This window comes from Neorhodopirellula pilleata (genome assembly GCF_007859915.1).
Lineage (GTDB): Bacteria > Planctomycetota > Planctomycetia > Pirellulales > Pirellulaceae > Rhodopirellula > Rhodopirellula pilleata.
Map to the genome: position 1 here is coordinate 236,816 of NZ_SJPM01000004.1, position 7,965 is coordinate 244,780.

A 7,965-nucleotide genomic window follows, 5' to 3' on the forward strand; every position below is an offset into this window, starting at 1 on the left:
CGTTACGTCAAGCAGTCATCAAGAGCCGCCACCATGGGAGTTCGATTTGCTTGTCACGCTTGTGGCAAGCGACTGAACATCAAGACCGAACTCGCCGGACGCCGAGGCATATGCCCGGCGTGCTCGGTTCGTTTTCGCATTCCCGCCTACGATAGCGACACTTCCACGCCGGTCGAAGCCGACGATCAGGACTCATCAATCGGTTCGCAAAGCGCGCCTTCGACGGTCGCCGAAAGCTCAGGCGGCGTCGCGGTCCGAACGCCGCAAACCCGAACCAAAGTCGCCCGGCAGTCATCTGCGACCACGGAAAGCCAGGTGATGTCCGGTCAAGTATCGGGAATCAACGGTCACGCGGTGGGGGTTCATTCGGCGGCCCCTTCGAAGCCCCAAAGTTTGGGAGCGAGCGGACCTCCTTGGCAACATCTCCTCGGCGATGCAACCGCGACATGGTACGTTCGACCTCCTAGTGGCGGTCAATACGGTCCCGCCGATGGGCCCACGATGGGGCAATGGATTCAGGAAGGCCGAGTGGCCGAGTTGGCGATGGTGTGGCGAGACGGGTGGACGGATTGGCGCGTCGCCAAGGAAGCGATCCCCGGGATTGTCTCGGCAGGAGGCCACACGGAAGTCACGTCCGTAGCACCCTCACCGGTCAAACCGGTCGCCTCGACCGAAACAGTTGAGACGGTTCAGCCGACCGAGATCGTTCATCGGCCTGGTCCTTTGGAATCGAACAAGAAAAAACGATCTCAAAAACGAATCGTGATGAGCATCGTACTGGGCTTGATCTTCTTGGGATTAGTGGGTGCCTTCGTTCTTGTGCTCAAGACTTAGGCCGCCCTGCGAGATTCCTTCGTCGACGCTTTGATCCGTTTGCCCGGCTCGTCAATTGATTCATCGGCATGTTCGCTGGAGGTCGCTTCTGCAAGTTCTGCCGCGTCTTGCTCTCCCATATTCTGTTCACCCGTTTCCTGTCCTCCTGTTTCCTGTCCACCCGTATTCTGTTCTCCCGTATCCTGTTCTTCCCCGTCTTGGTCTCGGGCTTCGATGTCGCGTTCAAGCCGGGCTTCTTCGGTTTGAAACTCGAGGTCCCATTTTTGAGCCACTTCCAACTTACGGATTTCCGATAGCAACAGCTCGGACGCGTGCAATCGTCCGGTGTGCCGGTAGACGGACGAGAGCATGAGCAGCGCCGGGGGGTCTCGGGGCTCGATCGATAGGCAAGCCGTCAGATAATCTTCGGCACTGGCGTAATCACCTCGCAGGAACGCCACTTGGGCTTCGGGAAAACGGTCAGGCTCGTCGCTAACCAGTCGCGGGGTTAGCAACAGCGGGAGTTCCCGGATCGAACGAATCGCCAAGACGAGCCAAGCAGCGATCACCACCCAACATGCCAACATCACCAGGCCGCCGGACAACCAATCCGAATAAATGAATTTGGCGATCAACAACGCGTTCAACACTCCGGCGAATGCGATCGCCGCCGGCAGCGCCGACAGTCTCCCGCGCCACCAAAGCTCCGCCATCCCTGGCCAAAGGCAGGTGAGATAGTGTTTCGGTTGGATCGAGACCTCTTCCATGATGAAACAGTTATCAATTGACATTGCTGACAAGCAAGAGAAAATGGGAGGTTTGCCAAGTTCCATCGCGAGCGTTCCTAACCTTATCGAGAATCCGATTTTAAACACGGCCCACCCACCGGCTCCCTTCAAGGTCAAGATCTGCGGCGTCCGTTCGAGCCGGGATGTGCAAGCGTGCGCCGACGCTGGGGCCGACGCGATCGGATTGAATTTCTATCCGGCGAGCATTCGCTATGTTGAGCCGGCGTCTGAATCGACGAAAGCGATCAACGACACGGCCAAGCGTTACGGAATTTGCCGAGTGGGGCTGTTCGTGAATCACGCTTCCGACCAAGTATTAGAGGTTGCCCGAGCCTTGGATCTCGATGCGATCCAGTTTCACGGAGACGAAACGCGGGCGGACCTGCGGAGAGCTCTTGACGCCGGATTCCAAGTCGTCCGCGCCATTCGGTTACCCACGTCGCCGCTGGCTGCCGAAGAAATTCAATCGCACCTTGAGTCGCTGTGGGATTTACCGATCACGTTTTTACTCGACGCCGACGTGGGTGCCGCTTTTGGCGGTGGAGGAAAGCAATTGCACTGGCCTTCGCTGGCCGATTGGGCATCGCGGTACGGACGACACGCCACCCGGGGCTGGGTCCTCGCCGGCGGATTGGACCCCGCATGTATCGCCGAAGCCATTACCCAAAGCACGGCCAAAAGTGTCGATGTCGCCAGCGGAGTGGAATCGCCCCGCGGCCAAAAGTCGGGTGACTTGATTCCAAAATTCGTCATCGCGAGCGGTCTTGGGGGCGTTGACGAAACGGGCCGATTGTCGGAAACTCTGCCCACTGCAGGAGAAAACCCCACCGATTAAAAAGCGGCCGTGGCGGAACTGGCAGACGCGCTAGGTTGAGGGCCTAGTGGGAGTTAATCCCGTGGAGGTTCGAGTCCTCTCGGCCGCATCAGAGAAACCCCGTGATTCACGGGGTTTTTTTGTGCCCTGACCGAAATGGATGGGATCTATCCGATCGACGTAATGGTCAGTTATGCCTCCATAGTGGACTGCCGTGAACCGAGTTTGGTGCATCCTCTGGTGCATCACAACAAATCGTGATGCCATCGCCTATCTGTATGACCTTCTGTAGCCCGCGTTAAGGGTGCTGAAGATTGCAGGTAGAATCTTGCTCCACTACCATAGAGGGACCGCGTTGAGCATATTTTCTGGCCACCTTCTGCAGCTCCAGCCTCATTCATGAACGCCGTTTTTCGCTCTTTGGTGGTTCTCGTCGGGGCAGTCTGCTGCGTTATTGCTTCCTCCCAACCGGCTCGCTCGGCCGACGGCAGTCTGCAGAAATTTCTACATCAGTACTGCCAAGCCTGCCACGGGCCCGAAAACCAGGAAGCAGAACTGCGTGTGGATTCCTTGGTCGCCGCGCGTCCGGAACACGATTCGGTAGAGGCATGGGCACGGGTTCTGGAAATGATCGAAGCCGGCGAAATGCCACCTGCGGACGAACCGCGTCCCGACGAGGCCGCCGTCGAGCAAGTGATCAAACAAATCAGCGAGCGGATCGCCGCTGCGACTACTCAGCGACCGCCTGCGCTACGCCGCATGAATCGGCAAGAGTATGAAAACACCATGCATGATCTGCTGGGCATCGACGTGCCGTTGGCGGATTTGCTCCCCGAAGATGGCAGCGTTCAGGGATTTGATAACGTGGGGACCGGACTAAGCATCTCTTCAGTGCTGATGGAACAGTATTTGGAAGCTGCCAACGTGGCTTTCGACGCTGTTATCCGACGGATCGAACCGCTGCCGGCGGAGACCCGGCGTGCGGACTTGATGCAGATCAAAGAGAATATTGAATCCGTCAAAGGCAACAAGGGCGGGGTGATCGAGGTCGCTAACTCCTTCGTTAAGTTCACTCCTGGGTGGCCGCCGGCGCGCGTTGATGCGGCCCATCCGATCGAAGACGGTGTCTATCGCTGTCGCTTAGCCGTTTGGCCGCAAGACCCCGGTGGACGCACGATCGCTGTCGCCGTCTATGTGGGCGCCCTGTTCGGTCCGGAAACGCTGCAGAACATCGGCGTGTTTGATGTCACCGGAACGCCCGAAGAACCTCGGCTGATCGAGTTCACCACTCGTTTCAAAGAAGGCCATGCAATCCACATCCTGCCGCGGATCTGGCCGGAGCACGTCACTTGGCGTGACAAACACGAGAAACGTCCAGGCGTGGGCATTATGTGGTGCGAAACTTACGGGCCATTGGATCAAAGCTTTCCCTCCGAAGCTCAGAAACAGCTATTCGGCGACGTCGATCACATCACGATGGTCCCTGACAAACCGATCTACATGCGCCATCGCAAAGGCGTCAAATTGCACCGCGTCGAATCGCAGACGCCTCGCCAGGATGCCGAACGAATCATTCGCACGCTGATCCCCCGGGCTTTTCGGCGTCCCGTCTCCGATAAAGAGATGCAGCCGTTTGTGCAGCTAACCCTGGATCGCTTGGACGCCGGGCGACCCTTCGAACAGGCCGTCCGGGCAGGCTTCGCCGCCGTGCTCTGCTCACCCCAATTTTTGCTACTCAACCGCCAAGCGGAGGTGGATGATTATGAGATCGCTTCGCGGCTATCGTATTTTTTGTGGTCGACGTTGCCCGATGAGCCGCTGATGCAATTGGCCGCCGAAGGCAAACTCAGCGATCCTGCGGTGCGACACGCGCAGGTGGAACGGATGGTAAAGGATCCGCGAATCGATCGCTTCGTAGAGAACTTTACCGGCCAGTGGCTCGACCTGCGCGATATCGATTTCACAACTCCGGCGCAGTCGCTGTACCCGGAGTACGAACCGCTCTTGAAAGAAGCCATGCTGGGCGAGACTCGCAGTTTCTTTACGCATCTCCTGCAGCAAGATCTGAGCGTGCGAAACTTGATCGATTCGGACTTTACCTTTTTGAATGAGCGACTCGCGGATCATTACGGCATCCCAGGAGTCCAGGGCCATGAACACTTTCGCAAGGTGATGCTTCCCGAAGAGAGCGTCCGCGGCGGCGTGCTGACGCAGGCCAGTGTGCTGAAAGTGACTGCCAACGGCACGGCCACGTCGCCGGTCATTCGCGGTGTCTGGGTGATGGATAGCATTCTCGGCCGACCGTTGCCACCGCCTCCACCGGGCGTGCCGGCCGTGGAGCCTGACATTCGTGGTGCGACCACGATCCGCCAGCAGCTGGATCAACACCGCGATATCGCCGCCTGCGCTCGGTGCCATAATCGCATCGATCCGCCTGGGTTTGCCTTGGAACATTTTGACGCCATCGGCGGCGAACGTCAGTGGTATCGATCGTTGGGCGAAGGCGAGAAGCTGGAGAAAAAGTTGCCTTACCGCAAAGGATTGCCCGTGGAAACCGCATCGCAACTTGCCGATGGCCGGGAGTTCTCCGATTTCCGCGAGTTTCGCCAGTGCCTGCTTGAAGACCAAGACACGTTCGCTCGGGCCCTGGCCTCCAAGCTGCTGATTTACGCCAGCGGACGTCCAGTTCGAAGCGCCGATCGGCTCAGTGTGCAGCGCATCATCGACGCGGCCTCCCAGAACGACTTGGGCCTACGGAGCATGATCCACGCCGTGGTACAAAGCGAACTTTTTTTGAGTAGGTAATCCGATGCGTAAGCGAGACGCTTCGATACAGCAGATTCCTCGCTTACCGGCGTGTTGATTTAGTTGTAACCCGAAGCGTCACGGGCTTTTGATTGAATCGTAACCCGAAGCGTGAGCGAGGGATAATTGATATTGACTCATCCCTCGCTTACGCAGCGGGTTACGAAAAACCAATGCCACAGGCAAAAGTGCAACTTCAAAACTTACGCGTCGGGTTACCAAACGCAAATCCATCACCCCCAACGAGACTGACGATGAAATTGAAGCGACGCACGACGTTGAGAGCCGCTGGCGTGGCAATGGGACTGCCGATGCTGGAATGCATGACCGCCGCAGCGCGTCGAGCGACCGCAGATGGCGTGGCATCGGACGATTCACCAACGGACATTCGCCGAATGGTGGCGATCTGTGCTCCGCTGGGCATTCACACACCGCACTTGTTTCCCGAGCAGGCTGGACGCGACTACAAAGCCACGCCTTACTTGGAACCGCTGCAGCCGCTGCGTGAAAAGTTCAGCGTCATCTCGGGTCTGATGCATCCGGACGTCGATGGCGGTCACAGTGCAGAGAAAAGTTTTCTCACCGGCGCTGCGCATCCGGGTCAGCCGAGTTTTCAGAATACCGTCTCGGTCGATCAGTTTGCGGCCGAGCGAATCGGTTACAAAACGCGATTCGGTTCACTGACGCTCTCGGCCAATGGTTCGAGCCTTTCCTATACTCGTTCCGGCGTTCAGATTCCGGCTGAGTCGCGGCCTTCGCGACTGTTTGCCAAACTATTTCTCGAAGGCACCGAAGACGAAAAGCTCATGCAACTTCGCCGCATCCAAGACGGCCAGAGCATCATGGATCTGGTTCGCGAGCAAACGCGGCAGGTCGGCCGCGCCTCCGGCCGAGCGGATAATCAAACGCTGGATCAATACTTTACCAGCGTCCGCGAACTGGAGCAGCGATTGGTTCAGGCCGCCGAGTGGTCGCAGCGTCCCAAGCCGCAAGTTGACCGCAAGCCACCCGAAGACATCAATGATCGAGCAGATCTTTCCGGACGCTTGTCGCTGATGTACGACATGATCTTCTTGGCGATCCAAACCGATTCCACTCGGCTGATCACTTTGCAAGGACCGGGCGGCGCGGAGTTGGTGGATCTCAAGGGCGTCGACGATGGCTGGCACAACCTGAGTCATCATGGTCGCGATCCGGGAAAGATCGAGATGCTTTCGATCATCGAGAAAGAAGAGATGCGAATATTCGGTGAGTTACTTAAAAAGCTCAATGACGTGCGAGAAGGCGAACATTCGTTGCTGGACCAGACGGCCATTCTGCTGGGTTCGAATCTCGGCAATGCCTCGGCGCATAACAACAGCAATCTGCCGATCATCGTTGCCGGCGGTCATTACCAACACGGCCAGCACTTGGCTTTCGACCCCGGTAGTCCGCCGCCGCTGTGCAATCTGATGGTCAATTTCCTACAGCACCTGGGCCTGGAAGTCGACCAGTTCTCCAGCGGCACCGGCACGCTAACCGGCTTGGCGTAGCGGAGCCCGCCAAGAGTTTCGGCCTGGGCGGCCTGCGCGGAAGTCTTGGCCACTTCCGTCTGCTTGTGTGAACTGCGAGGTGGAGGCCCCGATCCATGACATTTTCTGGTCCCGGGCCTGCGGCCAATCCGGTGCACGGGATGGTTCCACGCCCCACGCTTGGCTCGAATCGTCACGTGTAATTGGGCATGCCAATCAGTTTATCGTTGGCAAGTTCCACAATGTAAGTATATCCCCAAAAACGCAGTGCCGAGTACGTCTCTGCCTCTTCTCGCGTTGCTTCGCGAATGTCCACGGTGCCAAGAAGAAGTGTTGACCCTACTGGGGCAACGGCCGAACGTGTGAAAGGTATTGTCAACCTGCCATCGTCAAGATCTTCGCTGTCGATTTTGGCGAGAAGGGGTACTTCATCGTTGTGATGACTACAGTCTCTATCGGGGAACGCCGGCCGTCACCGGGGACGGACGAATGAGTTTCCATTGGTAAAACCGCGCAAGCAGTCCTCAGGTGCACGTCTTGGTTCTGGCTTTCGTTCGTACTCGTGCTCAGCATCGCGGTGCTCGAGCTCGTAATCGGTCACCGCCGCGTCGTCTACCGATGGCTCCCCGACCCCGTCAAACTTGATCGCCATCCGAGTCAACATCGAGACGATTCGTTTGAGCGTCAGCTTCATGTCACGGCTTGTCTTGATATCCAATCCACCGGACACAACGAGCACATCTTGGATCGCAGCGCATTGAAAGGCTGACCCGCGAGCAGTCGATCATGGTCAAAGATTGGATCGTTCATCAAAGCTGCTTTTCGATTACGAGCATGAGCACCGTTTCACTGAGCACGAGCACGAGCACGATGGAGCACTTCGTGTCAGAACTAGGAAATTATCCCCGGTTGGTCCAGAGAGAAGGGCGTGAGAAGAGGTTATCGCCGGTTGCATGAGGAATTATCTCGGGGTGGGAACAAAGTACTAGTGGTCTGTCAAAGCTGAACATTAGGGTTCGCTGTAGTGGATCTTGTTAAAGATCCGACCGCTACAGGATCTTTAACAAGATCCACTACCCTAACTTTTAGCTGTGACAGACCACTAGTAGTCTATCGCAGCTCAATTTTCGGGTAGAGGCGTCTTAATTTGATCCGAGCGTCTGCGGTCGTGAACTGCCAATCGATTCCCGTTTGACGCTCGTTTCGCGCGGCATACCACTTGGTAATTCGCTCG

The 7,965-nt window shown here is 57.3% G+C and carries 6 protein-coding genes and 1 tRNA gene; 5 read left to right on the plus strand and 2 right to left on the minus strand.

Annotation, left to right across the window (positions count from 1 at the left end; all coding sequences use genetic code 11):
* Positions 1–33 precede the first annotated feature (33 nt).
* Positions 34–834 carry a DUF4339 domain-containing protein gene (locus tag Pla100_RS11890; RefSeq protein WP_146577905.1) on the plus strand — a complete coding sequence of 267 codons (801 nt, stop codon included), beginning with the start codon at positions 34–36 and terminating at the stop codon, positions 832–834.
* Here Pla100_RS11890 and Pla100_RS11895 read toward each other — a convergent pair.
* On the minus strand, positions 831–1,604 hold the full coding sequence (locus Pla100_RS11895) for a tetratricopeptide repeat protein (RefSeq protein WP_390620598.1): 774 nt from the start codon (positions 1,602–1,604) through the stop codon (positions 831–833). The two genes, Pla100_RS11890 and Pla100_RS11895, sit on opposite strands and share 4 nt — an antisense overlap.
* Between Pla100_RS11895 and Pla100_RS11900 the strand changes: the two genes are divergently transcribed.
* From Pla100_RS11900 to Pla100_RS11915, 4 genes are all read left to right on the plus strand, one after another.
* A complete protein-coding gene (locus tag Pla100_RS11900) occupies positions 1,579–2,436 on the plus strand; it encodes a phosphoribosylanthranilate isomerase (RefSeq protein ID WP_231602981.1) in 858 nt (285 codons plus the stop codon). The two genes, Pla100_RS11895 and Pla100_RS11900, sit on opposite strands and share 26 nt — an antisense overlap.
* Before the next feature lie 3 nt (positions 2,437–2,439).
* A tRNA-Leu gene (locus Pla100_RS11905) sits at positions 2,440–2,524 on the plus strand.
* A 290-nt stretch (positions 2,525–2,814) separates the two neighbouring features.
* Complete coding sequence (locus Pla100_RS11910) at positions 2,815–5,220, plus strand: DUF1592 domain-containing protein (RefSeq protein ID WP_146577906.1); 2,406 nt, start codon at positions 2,815–2,817, stop codon at positions 5,218–5,220.
* A 254-nt stretch (positions 5,221–5,474) separates the two neighbouring features.
* On the plus strand, positions 5,475–6,752 hold the full coding sequence (locus tag Pla100_RS11915; RefSeq protein WP_146577907.1) for a DUF1552 domain-containing protein: 1,278 nt from the start codon (positions 5,475–5,477) through the stop codon (positions 6,750–6,752).
* Between the two features lie 451 nt (positions 6,753–7,203).
* Here the strand turns inward: Pla100_RS11915 and Pla100_RS11920 are convergent, their stop codons facing one another.
* A complete protein-coding gene (locus tag Pla100_RS11920; protein WP_146577908.1) occupies positions 7,204–7,470 on the minus strand; it encodes a hypothetical protein in 267 nt (88 codons plus the stop codon).
* Positions 7,471–7,965: the final 495 nt, after the last annotated feature.